At 58.7% G+C, this 21,931-nt stretch carries 19 protein-coding genes; 14 read left to right on the top strand and 5 right to left on the bottom strand.

Annotation, left to right across the window (positions count from 1 at the left end; all coding sequences use genetic code 11):
- Positions 1-48 precede the first annotated feature (48 nt).
- From OZX71_RS04715 to OZX71_RS04660, 12 genes are all read left to right on the top strand, one after another.
- Positions 49-1,605 (top strand): sugar ABC transporter ATP-binding protein, encoded by a 1,557-nt coding sequence (locus tag OZX71_RS04715; RefSeq protein ID WP_277146683.1) that lies wholly within the window; start codon positions 49-51, stop codon positions 1,603-1,605.
- Positions 1,602-2,828, top strand: a complete 1,227-nt coding sequence (mmsB, locus tag OZX71_RS04710) for a multiple monosaccharide ABC transporter permease (RefSeq protein ID WP_277159515.1) — start codon at positions 1,602-1,604, stop codon at positions 2,826-2,828. Before OZX71_RS04715 ends, mmsB begins: the two co-directional genes overlap by 4 nt.
- 143 nt (positions 2,829-2,971) lie before the next feature.
- Positions 2,972-3,226 (top strand): carbon starvation protein, encoded by a 255-nt coding sequence (locus OZX71_RS04705; RefSeq protein WP_277159514.1) that lies wholly within the window; start codon positions 2,972-2,974, stop codon positions 3,224-3,226.
- Positions 3,227-3,278: 52 nt separating this feature from the next.
- On the top strand, positions 3,279-6,527 hold the full coding sequence (locus OZX71_RS04700; RefSeq protein WP_277159512.1) for a bifunctional [glutamine synthetase] adenylyltransferase/[glutamine synthetase]-adenylyl-L-tyrosine phosphorylase: 3,249 nt from the start codon (positions 3,279-3,281) through the stop codon (positions 6,525-6,527).
- Between the two features lie 309 nt (positions 6,528-6,836).
- Positions 6,837-7,793 carry an aspartate carbamoyltransferase gene (gene pyrB / locus OZX71_RS04695; RefSeq protein ID WP_277160660.1) on the top strand — a complete coding sequence of 319 codons (957 nt, stop codon included), beginning with the start codon at positions 6,837-6,839 and terminating at the stop codon, positions 7,791-7,793.
- Positions 7,793-8,212, top strand: a complete 420-nt coding sequence (locus OZX71_RS04690; RefSeq protein WP_277159511.1) for an aspartate carbamoyltransferase regulatory subunit — start codon at positions 7,793-7,795, stop codon at positions 8,210-8,212. Before pyrB ends, OZX71_RS04690 begins: the two co-directional genes overlap by 1 nt.
- A 141-nt stretch (positions 8,213-8,353) precedes the next feature.
- Positions 8,354-9,829 carry a dihydroorotase gene (locus tag OZX71_RS04685; protein ID WP_277159510.1) on the top strand — a complete coding sequence of 492 codons (1,476 nt, stop codon included), beginning with the start codon at positions 8,354-8,356 and terminating at the stop codon, positions 9,827-9,829.
- A 127-nt stretch (positions 9,830-9,956) separates the two neighbouring features.
- The gene (pyrF, locus tag OZX71_RS04680) at positions 9,957-10,952 is read left to right on the top strand and encodes an orotidine-5'-phosphate decarboxylase (protein ID WP_277159509.1); all 996 of its coding nucleotides are present in this window, start codon (positions 9,957-9,959) and stop codon (positions 10,950-10,952) included.
- A 59-nt stretch (positions 10,953-11,011) separates the two neighbouring features.
- Positions 11,012-11,830 carry a dihydroorotate dehydrogenase electron transfer subunit gene (locus OZX71_RS04675; protein WP_277160659.1) on the top strand — a complete coding sequence of 273 codons (819 nt, stop codon included), beginning with the start codon at positions 11,012-11,014 and terminating at the stop codon, positions 11,828-11,830.
- 38 nt (positions 11,831-11,868) lie between these two features.
- Positions 11,869-12,825 (top strand): dihydroorotate dehydrogenase, encoded by a 957-nt coding sequence (locus OZX71_RS04670; protein WP_277159508.1) that lies wholly within the window; start codon positions 11,869-11,871, stop codon positions 12,823-12,825.
- A 107-nt stretch (positions 12,826-12,932) separates the two neighbouring features.
- Positions 12,933-13,625: an orotate phosphoribosyltransferase gene (pyrE, locus tag OZX71_RS04665; RefSeq protein ID WP_277160658.1), complete on the top strand. Its 693-nt coding sequence runs from the start codon at positions 12,933-12,935 to the stop codon at positions 13,623-13,625.
- Positions 13,626-13,724: 99 nt separating this feature from the next.
- The gene (locus OZX71_RS04660; RefSeq protein WP_277159507.1) at positions 13,725-15,539 is read left to right on the top strand and encodes an AMP-dependent synthetase/ligase; all 1,815 of its coding nucleotides are present in this window, start codon (positions 13,725-13,727) and stop codon (positions 15,537-15,539) included.
- Positions 15,540-15,650: 111 nt separating this feature from the next.
- Here the strand turns inward: OZX71_RS04660 and OZX71_RS04655 are convergent, their stop codons facing one another.
- Positions 15,651-15,851 (bottom strand): helix-turn-helix transcriptional regulator, encoded by a 201-nt coding sequence (locus OZX71_RS04655; RefSeq protein WP_277159506.1) that lies wholly within the window; start codon positions 15,849-15,851, stop codon positions 15,651-15,653.
- On the bottom strand, positions 15,848-16,411 hold the full coding sequence (locus OZX71_RS04650) for a hypothetical protein (RefSeq protein ID WP_277159505.1): 564 nt from the start codon (positions 16,409-16,411) through the stop codon (positions 15,848-15,850). The genes OZX71_RS04655 and OZX71_RS04650 overlap by 4 nt, the downstream gene beginning before the upstream one ends.
- A gap of 262 nt (positions 16,412-16,673) precedes the next feature.
- Here OZX71_RS04650 and OZX71_RS04645 point away from each other — a divergent pair, with 262 nt between their 5' ends.
- Complete coding sequence (locus OZX71_RS04645; protein WP_277159504.1) at positions 16,674-17,060, top strand: metalloregulator ArsR/SmtB family transcription factor; 387 nt, start codon at positions 16,674-16,676, stop codon at positions 17,058-17,060.
- Positions 17,057-17,905 carry an SdpI family protein gene (locus OZX71_RS04640; protein ID WP_277159503.1) on the top strand — a complete coding sequence of 283 codons (849 nt, stop codon included), beginning with the start codon at positions 17,057-17,059 and terminating at the stop codon, positions 17,903-17,905. The genes OZX71_RS04645 and OZX71_RS04640 overlap by 4 nt, the downstream gene beginning before the upstream one ends.
- A gap of 92 nt (positions 17,906-17,997) precedes the next feature.
- Here OZX71_RS04640 and OZX71_RS04635 read toward each other — a convergent pair whose 3' ends face one another.
- From OZX71_RS04635 to OZX71_RS04625, 3 genes are all read right to left on the bottom strand, one after another.
- Positions 17,998-18,921, bottom strand: a complete 924-nt coding sequence (locus OZX71_RS04635) for a LysR family transcriptional regulator (protein ID WP_277146699.1) — start codon at positions 18,919-18,921, stop codon at positions 17,998-18,000.
- 232 nt (positions 18,922-19,153) lie between these two features.
- Positions 19,154-19,816 carry an HAD family phosphatase gene (locus OZX71_RS04630; RefSeq protein WP_277159502.1) on the bottom strand — a complete coding sequence of 221 codons (663 nt, stop codon included), beginning with the start codon at positions 19,814-19,816 and terminating at the stop codon, positions 19,154-19,156.
- Between the two features lie 79 nt (positions 19,817-19,895).
- Entirely contained in the window at positions 19,896-21,881 is a 1,986-nt protein-coding gene (locus OZX71_RS04625) for a bifunctional ADP-dependent NAD(P)H-hydrate dehydratase/NAD(P)H-hydrate epimerase (protein ID WP_277159501.1), read from the bottom strand.
- Between the last annotated feature and the right edge of the window lie 50 nt (positions 21,882-21,931).

Below are 21,931 nucleotides of genomic sequence, written 5' to 3'. Positions count from 1 at the left end.
CAATGGGCGGTCCGCAACCCCGCTTGCAGCGAGAAGGAGGTATGAGTCATGCCAGATGACAACGTCATACTGACCATGAAAAACATCACCAAGAAGTTCGGACCCGTCAAGGCGCTGGACAACGTGAACCTCACGGTCAAGCGAGGAGAAATCCACGCGATCTGCGGAGAAAACGGCGCAGGCAAATCAACGTTGATGAATGTGCTTTCGGGAGTCTACCCGTTCGGCAGCTATAGCGGCACCATCACGTTCGAAGGCAAGGTATGCAAGTACAAGACGATCAATGATTCCGAGGCCGACGGCATCGTCATCATTCATCAGGAGCTTGCACTGAGCCCATATCTGCCCATCGACGAGAACATCTTCATCGGCAATGAACAGCAGAAAAGCGGCATCGTCAACTGGGACGAGACACGCGCGAAGGCCGTCGCGCTGATGAAACGTGTGGGGCTTGAGGAGTCTCCTGACACCAAGATCATGGATCTGGGCGTCGGCAAACAGCAGCTCGTCGAAATCGCCAAGGCGCTTTCGAAGAACGTCAAGCTGCTGATTCTGGACGAGCCCACTGCCGCATTGAACGACGAGGATTCGGCGAATCTGCTCAATCTCGTGCGTGAACTGCGAGACAAGCAGGGCGTGACCAGTATCATCATCAGCCATAAGCTGAACGAAGTGGCCGATATCGCCGACAACGTCACCATCATCCGTGATGGTTCGACGGTGGGCACGATGCATGTCGACGAGGATGAACCACTCGACCAGAACGAGCTGATCCATCTGATGGTCGGCCGTGAGCTGACCAACCTCTATCCGGAACATCCTTCGAACAAGCCGGGGCCGGAGTTCCTGCGCGTCAAGGATTGGACCGTGCACCATCCTCAGGATGTCACCCGCGTCATCGTCGACCACGCGAACTTCAACGTTCACGCCGGTGAGATCGTCGGTTTGGCAGGACTCATGGGCGCCGGTCGTACCGAGATGGCCAGAAGCGTCTTCGGGCATTCCTATGGTTCCCACATTTCGGGAGAAGTGTATGTCAAAGGCAAGCAGGTGAATCTGCCCAATGTGCAGTCCGCCATCGATGCCGGCTTGGCCTACGCCACCGAGGATCGTAAGATGTACGGACTCAACCTGTTGCAGAATATTCGTGAAAACGCTTCGATGGCAAGCCTGAAACGTATGAGCAAGTTCGGTGTCATGGACGACAACATCGAACGCAAGAGGGTCGGGGAATATCGCGAGCGGTTCAACATCAAATGCACCAGCATCGACGAGCCGGTCAGTTCTCTTTCCGGAGGCAACCAGCAGAAAGTCGTTTTGGCGAAGTGGGTGCTTTCGAATCCGGATGTGCTCATTTTGGACGAGCCGACCAGAGGCATCGACGTCGGTGCGAAATACGAAATCTATGAGATCATCGACAGGCTCGCCGATGCGGGCAGAGCGGTCGTCTTCATCTCCTCGGAGCTTCCCGAGCTTATCGGGGTGTGCGACCGCATCTACACGGTCAGCCAAGGCGTGATCACCGATGAAGTGCATAGGGACAAATTCAGTCAGGAATACCTGATGAAGGGTATGACAAAAGAAAAGGAAGTGGCAGCACGATGAGTTCCACAGTCGTATCGCCTACCAAGAAAACAGACAAGGAAAGCAAGGGCACGATTGTGTCCGCCATCGCCAACAACGCGCGTCAGTACGGCATCGTCGCGGCTTTGGTGGTCATCATCGTCGTCTTCGAGATACTCACCAAGGGTGTGTTGCTCAAGCCGAACAGCTTCGTCTCCCTGATCCAGCAGAACGCTTATGTGATCATTCTGGCCATAGGCATGGTGATGGTCATCATCGCCACCCACATCGATCTGTCGGTTGGCTCGTTGGTCGCGTTCATCGGCGGCATCTGTGCGCTGCTGATGGAACGGCAGGGAATGAACTGGATGCTGGCCATCGTCGTCTCGCTGATCGTCGGCCTGATCGTCGGCTGCTGGCAGGGCTTCTGGGTCGCAATCGTCGGCATCCCCGGCTTCATCACCACATTGGCAGGTATGCTGATGTTCCGAGGACTCGCAACGGTGATCGTCGGCGAATCCGTGCCTATCACCTCTGATGCCTTCCGCGGTATCGCCCGTAACTATCTGCCGAATATCCTAGGATTCTGGGGGCCGTTCGACGGACTCAGCATCTTGGTCGGAGTGATTTGCATCGTGGCTTATGTCTACAGCCAGCTGGCGAAGCGCAAGCGCACCGAAAAGGTCGGCCTGGTGCCGGAGCCGATGATCATGACCGTCATCAAGTGCGTACTCATCAGCGCGGTCATCGCTTTCGTCACCTACCTCATCGCCTCTTCCGGCAATGAGAATCAAGGCGGTATCCCCATCATGCTGGTTATCGTCGGCGTGCTGGTGCTGGTATACAACTTCATCCTTACACGCACCGTCTTCGGACGTCACGTCTATGCGGTCGGCGGCAACCGTAAGGCCGCTATCCTCTCCGGCATCAATACCAAGCGTGTTGATTTCATCCTCTTCGTCCATATGGGCTTCCTGTCTGCGGTCGCGGCGATCTGCATGCTCTCGCGTCTGGCTTCTGCAACTGCCCAGACCGGTATGGAGTTCGAGATGGACGCCATCGCGGCCTGCTTCATCGGCGGCACCGCAGTGGCCGGCGGCGTCGGCACCATTCCGGGCGCTGTGGTCGGCGCATTCGTGATGGGCGTCATCAACCAGGGTCTGTCGATCATGGGCGTTGACACCGCAGTCGTCAAGACCATCAAGGGCCTGGTGCTTCTGCTCGCAGTCGCGGTGGACATCATGTCCAAGCGCAAGAAGAGCTGATTGATTGATATAAACGGGAAGTGCATGCAGGATTCGTTTGATACGATCTGCATGCACTTTCTTTATGGTCATTATCAACAATGGTATTTATTTTTCAATATGATGACTATGGTTGGTCATGGGGTATATGAAAGGTCATGGTGATGAAACTTTCCGAACATAGCAGGGCCATCCTGTATTTGTTGATGTCCGTCGCCTGTCTCATCTGGCTTGTGCAGTCCGGCAGTGAGGCGGCCAAAGCCGGCACGTTCTTTACCTGGCCGAACCTCGTTTTTGTTCTTTGCCTTCTCATCGTGACCGGATATGGCATTTTTGCCGGGGTCCAAAGCTGGAGAAACGCTGATGAGGGGAATGGCGATGACGATGAACAATCCAGGCAAGACAGGGATGAACAATAATCCTATGGATTTTCATTCGCCTAAAAGAGTGCCCCGGTTGTAGATTGGAATCATGAAAGCTTCCGACAAATTCGAAATCACCACACACGACCTGATTCATGCGGGAGTGAAGGATCTCGGTGAAGGGCGCAAGCGATTCGCTTGCTTGGAAAACTCGGGGCTCGACAGTCAAAACCTGCAGGTTGTTCTGACATCCTTGCAACGTGCGTGTGATCCTGATATCGCGTTGAAGCATCTTGCGGCAATATTCACGGTTTCGAGAAAATCGACATACGACCTTGTTGCCAATGAAAGCGCTGGCTCCGCCTCGACAGTCCCTGAGGGAGAGGCGGTTGCCATACAGGCTGAAACCGACGAGCGGTCTTGCGCTTCCGACTCGCGTCGAAGTGACGTCGACCAACTTCTTCACGAACCCGAAGCGCTTTCGCGATTGATCTGGGTGTTGGGTGCTTCCGATTCCATGGGCGCCTTGATGCATGCGCACCCGCAGCTCGTGTCCGCTGCGGCCTGTGATCCTTGCGGAAGCCTTGCTTTTACACGAGCCGAACGTATCGTCCATATGCGCGATGCGGTCAAGGCAGTCGCTTCGCAACGTGCGGATGCGCCGACAGCCAATGCTATGTCTGCCACCGTTGAAGCTTTGCGCGAGCATTACTATCTGCAACTTGCCGCCATCATGGCCGAGGACACCGCGGCGGAGGATCCCGTAGCTATCCAGCCGCAGATCAGCGCCCGGCTTTCCGACCTCGCGGACGCCGCCATCACCGCCGCACTTGATATCGCCAGAACGCAGGTCGAAGGCAGCGAACGTTGCGGTTTCACAGTTATCGGCATGGGCAAGCTCGGCGCCCAGGAGCTCAATTACGTCTCCGATTGCGACCTGGTCTATGTGGTGGAACCGCTTGCTGCACAAGGCGAAGAGCCCATCGACGGCGTCGCCCTGACCCGTATCGGCACGAAAATAGCGATGACGCTGCAACGGATCTGCCAATCGGTGATGCCCGGCGTTGATATGCCACCGCTTTGGAAGATCGACACCGCCTTGCGTCCGGAAGGCAAAGATGGCCCGCTGGTGCGCACGGTCGATTCCTACCGTGTCTACTACGAGAAGTGGGCCAGCAACTGGGAGTTTCAGGCGTTGCTCAAGGCGCGGATGGTCGCCGGCGATGAAGAGCTCGGCAAGGTCTATCTCGATCTGACGCGTCCGTTGGTCTGGTCCGCGTCAAAACGCGATAATTTCGTCTATGACTGCCAGAAGATGCGTAAACGCGTCGAAGACAATATTGCTCCCGACCTGCGCGACCGTGAGATCAAACTCGGCAAAGGCGGGCTGCGCGACGTCGAATTCACTGTGCAGATGCTGCAGCTGGTCCACGGAAGGTCCGACGAATCGTTGCATGGCCGTTCCACGCTCGGCGCGTTGCAGGCGCTTGCCGCCGGCGGCTACGTCGCGCGCCCGCAGGCCGCAAGGCTTGACGAGGATTACCGTTTCGAACGGGTGCTTGAGCATCGGGCGCAGATGTGGGAACTGAAACGTACGCATCTGTTCCCGGATCTGGGCAAGGCCAACCAAGGCGGCCTCGATATCGTGCGCAACGCCGATTCCAAGGCAATCGACGGCAACACCGATCTGCGCCGTATGGGCCGGGCCTTCGGTCTGCTGCCCGACCAGCTGGTGGAACGGTACGACAAAGTCCGCCGTGAGGTGCGACGCCTGCACACCGATATCTATTACCGTCCGATGCTGCCGATCGCGGCGCAGCTGGATGACGACCAGGTGACGCTGAGCGACAAGGCGAGCCGCGAACGCTTCGAATCCATCGGTTTCGCTGACCCCGATGCCGCCATGCGCCACGTCCGCGCGCTGACCGAAGGTGTCTCCCGCGCGGCCAAGATCAACCGCATCCTGCTTCCCTCGATTCTGCAATGGCTGGCGCAAGGCCAGAACCCCGATATGGGGCTGCTGCAATGGCGCAAGCTTGAGGAACGCTTCGGCGGCGGTAGCCAGTATCTCGGTTTCCTGCGTGATTCGCCGCAGGCGCTGATCAGGCTCTGCCATATCCTCTCCAACTCGAGGCTGCTGGGCGACGCGCTCAACCAGTCCATCGAATCGGTGACCTGGCTCGGCGACGAAGCGATGCTCGTGCCGCGAACCCGCGAAAGCCTTGACGTGCGGGCACAGGCAGCGGTCTCACGTTATGCCGACAATATGAACGATTTCGCCACTTCCATCCGCGCGATGCGACGCCATGAAATCGAGCGCATCGGACTGGGCTGGACCTCCGGTGTCGTCGACGACGGGCACGGATTGTCGGGTATGACCGACGTCTACGATGCCGCGATCGAAGCGGCCCTGCAATGGTCCATCCACCATCAGTGCGCAGCAATGAAACTGGAATCCGCACCGGTAGCCATCAGCGTCATCGCCATGGGACGTTACGGTGGGCGCGAAGTCAACTTCTGCTCCGACGCCGATATCATCATGATGTATCGGCCGATGTCGGGCGAAGAGCATGAAAACGGCGACGATCCAAGGAAAACCGCTGCCGATTTCGCCCGTAACGTGGTCAACGACCTGCGTAACATCCTGCAAGGGCCGGCCAGTCTGGAACCGAAAATCGACCTCGATTTCGGGCTGCGGCCGGAAGGTAAGAACGGCCCGCTGATCCGTTCCTACGAATCATGCCGTGACTACTATACGAAGTGGTACAGCACGTGGGAACGGCAGGCGTTGCTGCGGGCACGGTACGCCGCCGGCGATGCCCAGCTCGCCAGGGATTTCCTCACCCGGCTCGCCGACCCGCTGCGTTATATGGACCGGCCGTTGACTGACGAGGAGATCGGTGAGATCCGCAAACTCAAGGCGCGGATGGAGGCGGAACGGCTGCCGCACGGTGTGAAACGCAACCAGCACCTGAAGCTCGGTGCGGGCGGGCTCTCTGACGTCGAGTGGACGGTGCAGTTGCTGCAGCTCGAGCATGCAGGCGAGCAGGAAAGCCTGCGGGTCAATTCGACGCTGGCGGCGCTGGATGAGCTCGAGCGTCTGGAATATATCGACGCCGCCGACGCCGAGGCGCTGCGCAAAGCGTGGAAGATGCTCACCGCGGCCCGCAACGGCAACTATCTGTGGGGCGCAAGGCTGCAACAGGCCGACGTGCTGCCCTCCGATTTCTACGGGCTCGGGGGAGTCGCGACCTTCCTTGGCTACGACGCGAACCGCGGCCAATACTTCGGCAACGACCTGCAGGCCGTCATGCGCCGGTGCCGTGAGGTGATGGAACGGCTCTTCTACGGGCTGTGAGGATGGAAATCGGTGGAAAATGTCGCGATCGTCCCAAAACGATGCTGTTCTGCCTCAAAATCACAACCCAATGAACAGCGGTGAAACCGCCCGAAAAGCTGCCGTTCTTGCTGTTCGCTGGTTTCGGGTATGGCTGTCTAACACGCTTGGCACTGTGAGATTGCCGACAGGTGTCGCCGCGTGCGAGTATCTTGTCAATGGTCACATGAAGTGGCCACCTTCTTCCAAGAGAAAGGTGAGCCGTTGTCAGATTCGACGGGCGTGAAAGTCTCCTTGAGGAATTCCGGTGATGGAATTCCCAAACGTTCATTGGTCGGTTCCAGCGTGGTGACGTTGGATGATATACCGATTTCCGAGATTCAGGTATTGCTTGACAAAGCGCAATACATTGATTCCCACAGAAAAGAAGTGGCGAACACCTGCACAGGCCGGGTGTTGGCCACTTTGTTTTATGAGCCGAGTACGCGCACGCGCCTGAGCTTCGAGACCGCGATGCTCCGGCTCGGCGGCAAGGTGATCGGCTTCGCCGGCGCCCAGCTCTCCTCGGCCACCAAAGGCGAGACCATCCACGACACGGTGAAGGTCGTCTCGCAGTACGCCGACCTGATCGCCATGCGCCACCCCAAGGAAGGCGCCGCTCTCGTGGCCGCGCAATCCTCGGACGTGCCGGTCATCAATGCCGGTGACGGCGGACATATGCACCCTACGCAGACCCTGGCCGATCTCTCGACCATCCAGGCGAGGTTCGGGCGGGTCACCGACCTGACCGTGGGGCTGTGCGGCGACCTGACCTTCGGGCGCACCGTGCATTCCCTGATTTCCACGCTTTGCCGTTTCGGCAACATTCGGTTCGTGCTCATCAGCCCCGACGAGCTGAAGACCCCGCAATATGTGCTCGACCGCATCGACCAAAGCCCGACCTGCTCCTACGTCGAGGTCAAGGATCTTTCGGCGGCCATCGGCGACCTTGACGTGCTCTACATGACCCGCGTGCAGCAGGAACGTTTCTTCAACGAGGACGATTACCTGCGTCTGCGCGACACCTACATCCTGGATGGGGCCAAGATGAAGCTCGCCAAGCCGACGATGGCCGTGCTGCACCCGCTGCCGCGCGTCAACGAGATCGCCAAGGAAGTCGACGACGACCCGCGCGCCGCCTACTTCGAGCAGGTGCGCTGCGGCATGCTCATGCGCATGGCGCTGGAAAGCTCGGTTTTGGGCGACAAACTGCCCGGTTACGAGACAAGCAAGGAGGTGTTGGCCTGATGGAAGTCACAAGCATCACCAACGGCATCATCATCGACCATGTGGATGCGGGCACGGCGCTCACCGTTCTGCACTATCTCAAGGTCGACCCGACCACCACTAAGCTCGCGCTCATCATGAACGCCAGCAGCCACGCACTGGGAGCCAAGGACATCATCAAGCTCGAGGACGTCGAAAACCTCAATCTCGACGCGCTCGGCTTCATCGCCCCGCGCGCCACGGTCAACATCGTGCGCGGCGGCGAAATCGTCGACAAGGCGAAGCCGGAACTGCCTGAGCATCTGGTCGGCGTCATCTCCTGTAAGAACCCGCGCTGCGTAACCACCACCGAAACGGGATTGGAACAGCGGTTCCATTTGGCCAACGCCGAACGACGTGAATACCGTTGCGATTACTGCGACGAGGAAGCGGAACGATAACGATGCTGTCTTAAGCCCGGGATTCGTCGGTTTGGTTGGGTTCCGGACACACGACAGACGAAAAGCCCGACTGGTACTTCATAAGACCGATTGGGTCTGAATACCAACGAATAAGCAGAGTACGGATAGAACGGAATGCACATGCTCACCATTCATCACATCGCGGTGTGGGACACCGGCGAACGTATCGATCTTATCGTGCCGGAAACCGACACCAAGCGGTTGCTTGCCGAAGCGGACGCCGTCGTATCCGGAGATATCGACGGTTCGTCGCTGATTGTCGCGCCGGGGCTTGCCGACCCGCATGTGCATTTCCGCGATCCGGGTCAGCGAGCCAAGGAGACGATGGTCTCTGGCTGTGAGGCTGCAGCGGCCGGCGGCTACACGCGCGTGCTGATCATGCCGAACACGTTGCCCGCGGCCGACGGACGTGACATCGAGGTCCAGGACGTTGTTGACGGCGGCGAGGAGCTCAAGGAAGTCGGCGTTGACAATACGCTTGACTACCTGCAACGATACGAGCAATTGCACCATATACAGCTGCCGGTTCGCTACGACCTCTCCGTCTGTGCCTCGCTGGGGCGTGCCGGGAAACGACCGACGAGGCCGGCGGATTATGCCAGGTTCATGGACCACACCGGGCAATCGTCGGTCGATAATCATGCCATAGCTAAGACGGCCGCGAACGTAGCCGGCGCCGTTTCGCAGCATCCGCTGCGTGGAATCACCGACGACGGGTCGGCCATCACCGACACGATCCTCGACGAGGTGCTCGCCGATGCGAAAGCGACCGGGTTGCCGGTGCTGGAACATTGTGAGCATCATGATACGGGTGCCATCAACGACGGTGCGGTCAGCAGAAAACTTGGCATCGCAGGCATTCCTGCCGAAACCGAACTGACGATCGTCAACCGCGATATCGAAGCCGCCCGACGCACGGGTGTCCACATCCATTTCCAGCATGTCTCTACGGCCGGTGCATTCGACGCCGTCCGCCGAGCCAAAGCCGAAGGGCTGCCGATTACCTGCGAGACTGCTCCGCACTATCTGGCGCTTTGTGATGAGGATATCCTCAAGTACGGCGCGATGGCCAAGATGAATCCGCCGTTGAGAAGTGAAGCGGACCGTCGCGCTACGGTTGCCGCGATTGCGGACGGCACCGTCGATATGATAGCCACCGACCACGCCCCGCACACGGCACAGGAAAAGGCTGCCGGGCTGGCCGGTGCCCCGAATGGCATCATCGGTTTGGAATGCGCGTACGGAGTCTGTCGTAAGGTACTGGTCGAAGGCGGTGCCATCAGCGACGAACGACTGATTGAACTGATGGCGCTGGCTCCAGAACGCCTGATGGGCCACACGCCGACGGATGTTGCAATGCTGCTCAATACCTCGTCGAAGTGCGCGACGAAACGTGTACTGGACCTATCACGGGTGGAACATCCCGAAACCGTCGATCTGACTTTGATTGACACCCGTCATCAATGGACGGTCGATTCCTCCCGATTCCATTCCAAGGGACGCAACACCCCGTTCGACGGATGGAAGCTCACCGGCAGGCCCATGGCGACCATCATCGGCTCAAAGCTGGTGTTCAGCAGGCTGGGAGCGCAGTGATATAGGCAAAGTCAAGCGGCAAGCGGGGGACCAAGCACTGATATATAGACGAGCATAACAGTGAAATCAACTGTTATGTCCAATAACATAACATCTGATACAACGCGGAAAGAAAGGAACCAAGGCCATGGACCGACTGATTGAGGCCATCGAGCAGAAAGACAATCCCAGCGTGGTCGGACTCGACCCGACTCCGGCGCTGGTGCCACCGCAGGTCATCCTCGCACAGGACGGATTCGCAGAACCGAAGGAAGAGCAGAACGGCACGCATGGCATGGATTGGTCGGGCGAGACGCCGGCCGCGCAGATCGTCACCGGCTTCTACGGTTTCAACCGCGCGATCATCGACGCGGTGAAAGACCTCGTACCGGCCGTCAAGCCCCAGATTGCGATGTACGAGGCCTACGGCTCGGTGGGCTTCGACGTCTACCGTCTGACCTGCCAGTACGCGCAATCACAAGGCCTGTATGTCCTCGGTGACATCAAGCGCGGCGACATCGGCTCCACGGCCGCCGCCTACGCCAAGCACCTGACAGGCGTCAATTCTCTGGACGGCGACATCAACGGCCATCCTTGGCATGAGGACGCCATCACCGTCAACCCGTACTTCGGCACCGACGGCATGACCCCGTTTCTTGACGCGGCCAAACAGTCGGACGGCGACATCTTCGCGCTGGTGCGCACCTCGAACCCTTCGAGCGCGGAGATTCAGGAGCTCGAACTTGCCGGCGGCGAGCGGGTGTACGAACACGTAGCCGACCTGGTGGAAGGCTGGGGTGCCGATTCCATCGGCAAGTACGGCTACTCGCGGCTCGGCGCGGTGGTCGGTGCCACCCATCCCGAACAGGGACGGGAGCTGCGCGCGCGAATGCCGCATACCTTCTTCCTGGTGCCCGGCTACGGCGCACAGGGTGGCACGGCGGCGGATGTTGCCGGCATGTTTGATTCCAGCGGACGAGGTGCCATCGTCAACTCGTCGCGCGGCATCATCGGCGCATGGAAGAAGTCGGGGGAGTACAGCGAAAGCATGACCTCGCAAGAGGCGCTCGATCTGGTCGCTCGAAGCGCCCGGGCTGCTGCGGTTGCGATGCGCGACGACTTGAGAAAAGCCCTGCAATCTTAATTACCCAATCCGCTTACGAAAAGAATTTCAAAAGGAGAAACATGAGCGCAACTACTTTCATGCCCACGGTCACCACGCAAACCGTCGAGCGGCAGGCGGCCGAAGCCGGAAGAAAGCCCGGCAGACGCACCGACGAGGTGATCGCTGCGTCGATGCTCTCGGAAGGCATCTACGAGCTGGTCATCCGCGACTCCTACGTCGCCGCAACCGTGCAGCCGGCCCAGTTTGTGAACCTGTATCCCGCCGATGCCACGATGGCGTTGCCCCGTCCATTCGGCGTGGCCAAAGTCGAGGGCGACGATGTCACGCTGATCTACCAGATTGTAGGCGCTGGAACGCAAGAGTTTTCAGGGCTTACGGCCGGCGACACCGTCGATGTCCTCGGCCCGCTTGGCAACCCGTTCGATACTGGAAAGACTGCGAACTACGTGCTTGTCGGCGGAGGTCTGGGAGTGCCGCCGTTGCTCTACGCCGCGCAACGGCTCAGCGAACGTGACGACGGCACACAGGTCACCTCGGTTTTCGGCTATCGAGACGCGCGTTTCGCCGACGGCCTGGTCAGGCCGTATGCCGATGCGACGCATAGCATCACCAACGCCGAGGGTAACGTCGTCGATTTACTGAATGATATCGAAGACGAATTGGGCCACGGCAGCCAAAAACCGATCATCCTTTCCTGCGGGCCGACACCCATGATGAAGGCTGTCGCGGCTTGGGCCAGCAAGCGCAGCATTCCCTCACAGTTCAGCCTGGAAGCCCGCATGGGATGCGGTTATGGCGCGTGTGTGGCCTGCGTGGTCGATACACCGCAAGGAAGGCTTAAGGTCTGCAAGGACGGGCCCGTCTTTACTACCAAACAATTGGGCTGGGAGGCGTGAGTGCAATGACGAATACGACGAATGAAGGAAACGCTGCGATGAACGAGCAAACGCAACAGGACAAGGCAATGAACGTTCTCGAACCCCACGAATGGCGGCACAAGACCATCGTCGCTGGAACCGAATGGAAGAACCCGGTCGGCACGGCCTCGGGCACGTTCCAACTCGACGCCTGCGGCGACTACTACGATGTGAGTCAGATGGGCGCCATCTGCACCAAGGGCGTCTCGCCGGTGCCGTGGGAGGGCAATCCCGGACCGCGTACCGCCGAAGGCCCGTCCAGCATGGTCAACTCGGTCGGCCTGCAGAATCCCGGTGTTGACCATTATCTGACCGACGAACTGCCACGGCTCAAGAAACTCGGTGCTATGGTCATCACCAATGTCGCCGGACACAGCGATGAGGACTACGCACAGGTGGTTGCCAAACTCGCCGATTCCCAGGCCGACATGCTCGAAATCAACGTCAGCTGCCCGAACGTGAGCCACGGTGGCATGAGCGTTGGCACTGATCCGGTTGCGCTGAGCCGCCTTATCAAGCATTTGCGGGCGTTGACCAGCAAGCCGATGACCGTCAAGCTTTCCCCGAACGTCACCGACATCGTCGAAGTCGCCCATGCGGCGGTGGATGCTGGGGCGGACGCGCTGAGCCTCATCAACACACTGGTCGGCATGCGTATCGACATCAACACCGGCAAGCCGATTCTTGCCAACCGTACCGGCGGTGTCTCCGGGCCGGCCATCTTCCCGATCGCCCTGAGTTTCGTCTGGCGCGTGCGTCAGGCCATCCCCGGCATCCCGATCATCGGCATCGGCGGCATCGATTCGGGGGAGAAGGCGTTGGAATACCTCTACGCCGGTGCGAACGCCGTCGAGGTCGGAGCCGCTGCGTTGGTCGACCCGACCGCCCCGATGCGCGTGGCTCGTGAGCTCGACGATCTGCTCGACTCCCGTCCGGAACTGGCCGCGAAACTGGCCAAAGGCCAGACTTGGTGATGTCATCCAGACAGTAGATATTTTTAAGATTTTTATTGGTATGAAAGGTTAGGAACATGGCCGACAGCAATAACAAGCAACAAAAACAGAATCCGACAAACCGCGCGATGACTCCGATAGACGAACGTTTCACCGAGTTCCTCTTGCAATCGGGAGCGTTGAAATTCGGCGACTTCACGCTGAAATCTGGCAGACGGTCACCGTACTTCATCAACGCCGGTGCCTTCAACAACGGCCGCAAGATCGCCACGTTGGGTGCGTTCTACGCCGAAAAGATCACCTCGGCCATCGCCGACGGCACCCTGCCGAGCGATATCGCCACGATTTTCGGCCCAGCCTACAAGGGCATCCCGCTGGCGGTCTCCACATCCATCGCTCTCACCAGTATGCATGGCATGGAGGTCGGCTACACCTTCGACCGCAAGGAAAAGAAGGACCACGGCGACGGCGGCATCCTCGTCGGCACGCCGCTTGAAGACAGTATGAAGGTCCTGCTGGTCGACGATGTGATGACCGCCGGCACCGCCGTGCGCGAGGTCGTCCCGAAACTCAAGTCCGCGGCCGATGTTGACATCGTGGGCTTGGTGCTTTCCGTCGACCGCATGGAAAAGACCAAGGACTCCGACATGTCCGCCGTCAAGTCGGTCGAGCAGGAGTTCGGCTTCCCGGTCCTCTCCATCGCCAACGTGCGCGAGATCTTCGCCGCCGCCTCGCGCATGGTCACCACCGACGGCAACCCGCTGCTCGATACCGATATCAAGGAGCGTGCAGATGCATATTTGGCCCAATATGGTGCATGACATCAAACGTTAACTTATTTGGTCAAATGTGCTTCTTGACGCTGATTTCTTGAGCTGGGGGTAAAGTTTTAACTAGTATTACGTCAACAAGGGAGCCGTATGCAGCAGGAATATACACAGCCGTTGGTCCGTCCGATCGAAAGTGACCGGAACATCTTCACGCTGCTTGACGACCGTGCCAAGCGTACGCCGGATGAGTCACTGGTCGAGTACGTAGGCGGTGACGGCAAGTGGAAGTCCTTCACGGCGACGCAATTTCGGGATAAGGTCATCGCGCTTGCCAAAGGCCTGATCGCGCGCGGCGTCAAACCGGGGGATTGTGTGGCCATCATCGCCCACACTTCCTGGCAGTGGACGGCGCTTGACATGGCCATCATGTCCATCGGCGCGCTCACGGTTCCCGTCTACGAGACCAATTCGCCCGCCCAGGTGCAGATGATCTTCAACGATTCCAACGTCAGGATGGCCTTCGCCGAAGACGACGGGCAGCGCGACAAGATCGATGCCGTGCGCGATTCCTGCGCCGACCTCAAAGACGTCTATGTCATCGCCGCCGGTGCCATCGAAACCATCGAAAAGTTCGGTCAGAACGTCACCGACGAAGAGTTCTGGCAACGTGAACAGGCGGTCAAAGGCAGTGATCTGGCCACTATCGTCTATACGTCCGGCTCTACGGGAACACCGAAGGGCATCGAACTGACCCATTCGAATTTCGTGTTCATCACCATCTCCGGCGTTCAATCCATGGGCGACATCCTGGGCAAGCCGGGCCGCAGGCTGCTGCTGTTCCTGCCGCTGGCGCACGTCTTCGCCAGGTTCATGCAGCTGGTCTGCTTTGCGGGAACGGTTACTCTGGGGCTTTCCAGCAATTTCAAGACTATCTTGGCAGATTTCCGCACGTTCAAGCCGACATTTATCCTCGCGGTGCCGCGTATTTTCGAGAAGATCTACAACGCCGCCTCGCAGAAGGCCGGCTCCGGTGCCGCCGGCCGCATCTTCTCCCACGCCACCGAGACGGCCGTCGCCTGGTCGAAGGCCCAGCAGTCCGGACAACCGATTCCACACGCGTTGCGTATGCGTCACGCCATCTACAACAAGCTGGTCTATGCCACCATCATGCAGATTTTCGGCGGCCGTGTCGAATACGCGGTCTCCGGCGGCGCCCCGCTCAACGCGACCATTGCCCACTTCTTCAACGGCGTCGGCCTGCCGCTGCTCGAAGGCTACGGCATGACCGAAACCTGCGCGCCCGCGATGGTCAACCCCACCAAAGGCTACAAGATCGGCACCGTGGGCATCCCGCTGCAGGGTGTGACCGTCGGCGTGAGCGATACGGGGGAGCTGTGCATCAAGAGCCGTGCGGTGTGCGTCGGCTATCACAACCATCCCGAGATCACCGCTGAGCAGATCGTCGACGGATGGCTTCATACCGGCGATCTCGGCTCGCTTGATTCCGATGGATTCGTTACGCTGACCGGCCGCAAGAAGGACATCATCATCACCGCCGGCGGCAAGAACGTCTCGCCCGCCGAGGTGGAGACCGCCGTCATGACCTCGCCGGTGGTCAGCCAGTGTGTCATGGTCGGCGACCGCAAGCCGTTCATCGCCGCGATCATCTCGATAGACCTGCAGGACGCGAACGGCTGGCTCGTCTCCGAAGGCGCCGAACCGGTCAATGATCTGAAGGAAGCCAGCGAGAACCCGATCGTGCGCGCCGAGGTTGAGCGTGCCGTCAACAAGGCCAACGAGCTGGTCTCGCGCGCCGAATCCATCCGCAAGTTCGAGATCGTCCCTGACGAGTTCACTGAGGCCAACGGCATGCTCACCCCGAGCCTCAAGGCCAAGCGCCAGGTCATCACCGAGCGCTACAAGGATCTCATCGACAACGTCATCTACGCGTCGAAGAAAAACTGAGAAGGTCGCTGATAAGTAAAACTGCCTGATGGATAGCGAAGCGGATGTATGTTTCACGCTTGGTTATTCATCAGGCAGATTTGTATTCAAAAGAATAGACAGGTTATTTCGTTATTCTTCTGATTCCGGATCAAAGATGTCCTCGATGGTGCAGCCGAAGATCGAGGCGAGACGGAACGCCAGTGGCAGAGACGGGTCAAAGCGGCCCTTTTCGATGGAGATGATGGTCTGACGGCTTACGCTGGCAAGTTCGGCGAGCGCCGCCTGCGACAGACCTTTTTCGGTTCGCAGTTGTGTAAGACGATTTCTCATCGAGTGCCCTTGATGTAAAGTACCAGATAGCCGATGCCCCAAGAAAGTATTCCGATCAGCACACATCCGCCGAGGCAGTATTGAGCCACCGTGCTGCCGATTGGTTTGTCGCGGAAAGTGAGTACCACGCTCAACACGGCATTGGCGAGTAAGATGCCGTCGAATCCGTAAACTGCAGACCGCTGAATCCAGGAGTTCTCGACGCTTTCTTCCTGGTGCTGGTCGTAGCCTTTCAACGTTCTCTTGTCCACCAGAATAATCCATGTTAGACCAGCGGCTACCAAGAACGAGCAGATTCCTTCAGCGATGGCCAGTTCCGTCCGGTCGTGGACCGAGCCGCTGGCCAATAGCTCGATGGCTGTGGCCACAGCGATGCCGATGACGCATCCCATGCCAATGCTCATACTCCAAAGCGCAACTTTGCCGCCGCCGAAAATGGTTTTCGTGCCGAAGGAGCTCGTCTCGTTATGCGAAGACCGTAGGTTTGTGGTTGGCTTCTCTGGCGCAATCTTCGGCAAATCGCCGAATTCGCCGTTGTCTGTTTGATGCTTGACAGTCATGTGATTTCTCCGTTGCAGATATTGTTTGGTGGATTTGACCACTGCTTTTGCAGTAAAGCAAACTTTACTATGTAAAAGAAACTGTACATCGGTGATTAAGGGTTGTCAATATTGATGGGTCTGAAGTCTGTGGGTTTGTCCCGAAATTTGCAAACATCTATTTCAATATAATTTGAAATAAATCGAGAAGCGCGGTACGATAATCGTATATTTCAAGATTATTTGAAATATAACGATGTTGGATGTGCAAGAAGGAGGCACCATGGGTGTGCAGACCACGTTGTCGGCGCTCGCGGACCCGGCGCGGCGCGAGATTCTGCAGTTGCTGCGGCGCAGAGTGATGAACGCCGGAGAACTCGTGCAGGCCACGGGATTGTCGGCGTCAAGGCTTTCGTACCATCTCAAGAAGCTGCGCGAGGCCGAGCTGGTGACGGACAGCCGCGAGGGCACGACGATCTGGTACGAGCCAAATCTGACCGTGCTCGACGACACCATCGTCTGGTTGAAGGAGTTACAGCGTGACGGGGAAATTTCCTCCGCCTCGCGATATAACGCGAAACAGGCAGATGCGAATACGTCCGTATCCGCAAACCGTCAGACGGTGGCTGGCATAGTGGAAGACGGCAATGGCGAAAAGCAAGAGAAATGATGATGAACGACAATATTGAAGAAGAAAAGAAACCGGCAGCGGAACCAACGAAGGCCGATGATTCCGAAGTCCAAAGACGCGCGAACAGCGGATCCGATGGCAGCGAAGGACGAGACTGGAAAGCCGTGATCGTCGGTGCGAAAAACTGGAACATCGCGATGGTGCTTTTAGGGCTGCTGCCGCTGATTGTCTACCTGCTGGCATTGCCGTATATGCCCGATCGCGTGCCCATGCACTACAATGCGCACGGTGAGCTCGACAGCTGGGGCGGCAAGGGCGACTGGCTCTTCTTCCCGTTGTTCACGTTGCTGGTCTGCTTGGTCTGGCTGGTCTGCGAGATTCCTGTCGAACGTTCCGCTCGCAAGCAGTCGAATGCCGGCATGAGCGCTAAGACGACGGTGCGCGTGTGGATTATCGGAGGATGCTGCATGTTCGTGGTACTCAACGTTCTCAATGTGTGGTTCATCGCCGACGCGTTCGGCAAAGGGCGCGGTGGATCGGTCATACCCCTGGAGGCGATCCTGAACGTCGTCACCGGTCTGGTGTTCATCGTCGTCGGCAACGTCATGCCGAACACCAGGATGAATCGATGGAGTGGTGTCCGTGTGCCGGGAGCCTTCAAAAGCCGTGAATCGTGGCGTCGTTGCCAGCGTTTCGGCGGGTTCATGTTCATCCTCGGCGGCGTGATCTTGGTGGTCTTCGGGCTGGCCCTGCACACCTACGACGTGGTGAACCTCTACGCCATTCTTGCCATCGTGCTGGTCATCCTTGTCGCGGTCTCAATCTACGGCGTTTACGCAGGCAGGAAATACGGAAACGTCGGCGGACCGATCAAAGGCCAGTAAAGACCGACTTCGTGCAGGTCTGAAAGCTGTGGCTCGTATGGAACAATGCCGGCAACCGTATGAAAACGTAACGATTGCCGGCATCGTTCAGGCTATTCGATGAGCGTATAGCCGTGGCTGGCGATGACGGACTTGAGTTTGGCGAGGTAGCTTTCGGCGGCTTTGGAGAGGTTGGCGCGCTCGTTGGTGATCCAGCCGACCAGCATGGTCTCGTCGGTGTCGAGTGGGACGGTGACGATCTTCTCGTTGTTGAGGTCGCCGTTGTCGATGCCGGTGCAGATGGTGTAGCCGTTGAGCCCGATGATGAAGTTGAGGATCGTGGCGCGGTCGGTGACGGTGATGAGTTTGGGGGAGTCCTTGGGCCAGACCGCCTCCTCGGCGAAGTAGAAGCTGCCTTCCTCGCCCTGCTCGTACTGGATGAACGGGTACGGTTTGAGGTCGTCCATCGTCACTTTTTCCTTGGACGCGAGAGGATTGTCGCGTGAGATGAAGACGTGCAGGCCGGCGCGGAAGAGCGGATGGAACTCGAGGTGCTTGCCGCGCAGCAGCTTGCCGATGACGTCCTTGTTGAAGTCGGAGAGGTAGAGGATGCCGATTTCGGAAAGCATGTTGGCGACGGAATCGATGATGTCACGCGTGCGGGTCTCGCGCAGCGTGAACTCGTATTCGTCGGATTCGATCGAATTGATCATCTCTACGAACGCCTCGACGGCGAACATATAATGCTGCGTGGAGACCGAGCAGAGCTGCTTGCGCGGCTTGGCGTGCTTGTAGCGTTCCTCCATCAGCTCGGTCTGGTCGAGCACCTGGCGGGCGTAGGTGAGGAATTCCGCGCCGTCGACCGTCAGCGCGATGCCCTGCGAAGAGCGGGTGAAGATCTCGATGCCCATCTCGTGCTCGAGCTCCTTGACCGACGAGCTCAGCGCGGGCTGGGAGACGTAGAGCTCGTGGGAGGCCTCGTTCATCGAGCCGCATTCCACGATTTTGACGATATATTTCAGCTGCAGCAGTGTCATAGCAGCAGTTTATAACAATGCGTGTATCAGTGGCGCTGGCTTATAACTATCTTCAGTAAAATATTATTGTAAATTGATAACAACTTGATCGTCACATTCGAGCATTTGGAACATTTGTCAGGGCAGCGAAGGTTCCAAGTTTGCTGGATGCGGCTATTGGATTTGCGTCCGTCGGCAGACGATTGGGTTTGGACGACCATGTATCTGCGGTTGGCCAATGCTGCGGCTGTCTTCAGATGTTCACGCCCAAGCCCTGCAGCGCTTTTCGGGCTTGGGTTGCGTCGCTGAAGTGAATTCCCTTGATACCAACGGCTTTCGCACCGTCCACATTGGCTTGCGTATCGTCGAAGAACACGGTCCGTGCGGCGTTGAGGCCGAAACGGGTCAAGGCAAGGTTGAAGATATCGGCGTTCGGCTTGTGCATCTTTTCGACGCCGGAAACCACCGTGCCCTGCAGCAGGTTTTCAAGTTGCGGGAATTTTTCGAAGGCGAAATGGAAGGTCTCGGCCGACCAGTTCGTCAAGCCCCACACGCCATAGCCGGCCTTCCGCAGGTCATTCAGCAGCATTTCCATTCCGTCGATCGTTTTCGGCAGGGCATCGTCGTAATGCTCGATATAGTAGCGGAACATCGTGGCCGCCTTGTCGCCGTATTCCTTTTCGACGTCCTTGATGACCACCGCGAAGTCCTCGCCGGCGTCCATACGCGCCTCGGCGGCGAAGAAACCATAGACGTCCCTGTCCGAGCAAACCTGGTCGATGATGGCTTCAGGGAAATGTCCTTCGAAGCACGGGCGGTAGTTCAGTTCGAGCAGTACTCCGCAGAAATCGAACATGACATCGTGGATTGCGGCGCTGTGATTGTCGGCTTCGTTGTTTTCCGGCTTGGTCATCATTTCTTTTTTCTTTCTTATGCTCTCTCGTTTTGATTATCGCGCTATAAAGGTGAAACCGGCCGCGCGAAGCCGTCGATATCTAGTCCTGCAGCAATTCCTCGAACGCCTGGGGCAGTGCCGCGATGACATCGGTCGCCACGATCGGGTGTCCCGGTTTGCCATCCGGTGTGATGGTGCCGTCCTCGTTGAAGATTTCGGGCGGTTCCCAGCCGTGCTGGTCGGAATCCGAGGCGAGGCTTGCAGCGTAACCGTGGATATAGCTGGCGCTGGCAGCGGTCATGACGTCGAGGCTCGGGTCGTGCTGCAGCTCGCCATCGCCTTGCTGGGCGAGCATTCCCGCCATCACGCCGGTCAGGACGTCACCGGCCCCGGCGGTTGCCAGCCATGCCGGGCCACTGCCGGAGATGAACGTTGTGGTCATCTTGCGCGTGCCATCGGCGTTTTCTGGTCCTGTTTCGGTGTCGGTCGGCAGCCCGGCCACATTGGAATCGCCGACGACGACGGTCACCGCGCCTTTGAGCAGCACGGTCGCGCCGGTCAGTTCGTGGGCCCGTTTCGCCCAGTGCCAGGGTTGCGCGATGATGGATGCGGTGTCCACGTTTTCGCCACGAAGACGCAGCAATGCGGCGAGTTCGGCGGCGTGTGGGGTGATGACGACATGCGGCGGCACGCGCTTCGGCAGCAGGTCGAGTGCGCCGGCGTCGACGCAGATCGGCGGCATGGTCCACGGTTCGCGTTCGACATCGGCATCCGGATTGGCGTTGTCCCGAACGGTTCCGGTCCGTTGTGAAACCTGGGACGTTGCCTCTTTGTCCAGATCGTGGACCGGAATTTCGGTCTCTTCCGCGGTTGCACAAGCGTGTTCATCCGGCAATGCGTAATGCTTGAGCAGCGCGGCGATGGCTTCGCGCTGGCCGTCGGAGGCGGTAATGCCGTGCCTGCCAGAATTGCGGATGGCGGTATTATTCGCGGCTTCGCCTGTCGGGACGCCTGAGCCGACGGCCCAAGCTTCGACGCGACCTTTGCCGATGACGATTTCCGGCGTATTGCGCAGCACCATATCCGACGCGTTGACCGGTCCCAGATAACGTACCATGCCGATATTGGAACGGACGGCCGCGCCGGAGCTCAGAACGGCCGCGCCCGGGTATTTCGCCGAACCGGTGATCAGGCCGACCACGCCGCGCGAATATTTGGAATCGAACGGTTGCGGCAGCCGTATCATCCTGCCGGCTGTGCCGTCGATCGAAGAGACGGCCGGAACGGCGTGTGTGATGTCGAAGCCGAAATCGACCAACATGACGCGTCCGCAGGCGAAACTTGCAGGAGGCAGCATCGCACAGGGTTTCATCGCGCCGAACATCACCGTGACGTCAGCGGGAATATAGCTGCCAGGCAGGGTTCCATCGTCGACGCCGATTCCTGAAGGCGTATCGATGGCGACCACAAGCGGCCTCTGTTCCTGTTCGGTATCAGCGACGAACGGCGGTTTCTCCGGATCTGTACCATCCTCGCGGGCGGGATGAAGCATGCTCGCCATCGTTGCGGCAGGCCCGCGCAGAGCGCCGTGCACGCCGATACCGGTCATGGCGTCAAGCACGACGTCGGCCTGCCGTGCCAGTTCGATTGCCGCTTGCAGCCGTTCTCCGGCCTCGCCTGCGCCAAAACCGGAGGAAACCCCTGGAATATCCGCTTCCGGATTGATGATCAGCAGCCTTCCGCCGCTGCGGGTGAAGGCCAGCAGTCCTTGCAAATGCAGTGATTTACCGACCGCGATTGCGGTGACCTGGGCACCTGAGCGAGCCAGCTGCGCAGCCGCGAACAGGCCGTCACCACCGTTATCTCCGGCACCGGCCAGCAGCACGACTTTCGCTTCGTCAATGTCGATATCATGGTCGTCAAGCAGTTCGGCGGTGACCCTTGCGGCAGCCGAGGCGGCCATACGCATCAGCGGAACGCCTCGATCCAGTAGGGGCTTTTCCATGCCTCGTACCGTTTCGACACTGTAGGCCCGCCGTTGCAGCATCGATTTGCGCATCAGTTCCGTCATCGTTACCTCGTCCATCGCCGACCTCCTGTGTCCGCCCATGTCTGGTTCGATGTTACCCCAGCTTG

The sequence above is a fragment of the Bifidobacterium sp. ESL0764 genome (genome assembly GCF_029395515.1).
Taxonomy (GTDB): Bacteria; Actinomycetota; Actinomycetes; order Actinomycetales; family Bifidobacteriaceae; genus Bifidobacterium.
This window is presented reverse-complemented; position numbering and strand designations above follow the sequence as displayed.